1 protein-coding gene is annotated in these 1092 nt (G+C 68.1%); it reads right to left on the bottom strand.

Annotation, left to right across the window (positions count from 1 at the left end; genetic code table 11):
- Positions 1-69 precede the first annotated feature (69 nt).
- Positions 70-1092: cache domain-containing protein (locus I71_RS16200; protein WP_244433872.1), on the bottom strand; the 1023-nt coding region annotated here is incomplete at its 5' end.

Here is a 1092-nt window from a genome sequence, read left to right as displayed (position 1 = left end):
CGGTCTCGTAATGGCCGGCCGCATCCTCGCCCTCGGCGGCGAAGCGCTTCAGCAGGTCGGCCTGTCCCATCACCAGATCCTCCAGCGTCCCGCCCAGGGCCCGGCAGCCGAAGGGGTTGATGTAGGCGATGCGCAGGCTGGCGTCGGCCAGAACGACGATCTCCGACACATGGTCGATGAGAAGTTGGCGAGATAGAGCTGGCGTGCCCGCTCCCGTAGCATGCTGTCGCTGTGCCGGACCCGCAGCTGGTAGCTGCCGACGATGCGGCGGATCCAGCCGGTGATCAGCCACGACATGGCGACCGACACGCCCAGCGCCACGCCCAGCACCGCCACCGTGGTCCAGACCCGCTGGTTGACGCCGCGGCTGATCTCCGCCCGGCGGGCTTCCATCTCCTTGCCGACATCGTCGATGTAGAAGCCGGCGACCAGAATCCAGCCCCAGACATTGGGGGCCGAGACATAGGCCATCTTCGGCGTCGGCCGCGCGGTGAAGGGATGGATCCAATCGTAACGCAGTTCCCCGCCACCTTCGCGCCCGAGGTCCAGCAGACGGGTCAGAAGGTCGCGCTCGGTCTTCCACGGCAGGTCGCGCGCGTTCATTCCCTCCGACGCCGGGGCGGTGGGCGACAGCAGCACCTGCCCGTCCTGGCGCAGCACGCCGATATAGCCGGTCTCTCCGAAGCGGAAGGCGCGCAACCGCTCCAGCGATTCGCGCTGCAGCCGCGCCTCCACCGCATCCAGCGAGTCGCTGGCGCCGATCAGCCAGTCATAGGGATCGAAACGGCGGACGTAGGCCAGCTTGTCCACGATCTGCGATGGATCGTCGGCCATGCGCCAACGATAGCGGGCGAAACCGCGCAGCTCCGGTTCCCGGACCGCCTGAATCAGGTCGCGCACCGCCGCCGCCGCCAGAGGATCGGGCGCGGCGAAGGGCGAGGTTCCCTCGTGCGCCGGGTCGACCGGCATCAGCACCGAGTCGCCGTTCAGGTCGTTGATGAAGTAGTAGCCGCGCCCGCCGGAAAAGCGCAGCGGCCGCAGCGTCTCCTTGATCGATTCCCTCACCGCCACCGCGGGCAGGATGTCCTTTTC

Source organism: Azospirillum sp. B506, from assembly GCF_000333595.1.
Lineage (GTDB): Bacteria > Pseudomonadota > Alphaproteobacteria > Azospirillales > Azospirillaceae > Azospirillum.
The sequence above is the reverse complement of the archived record's forward strand: the minus strand, read 5'-3'. Positions and strand labels throughout refer to the sequence as shown.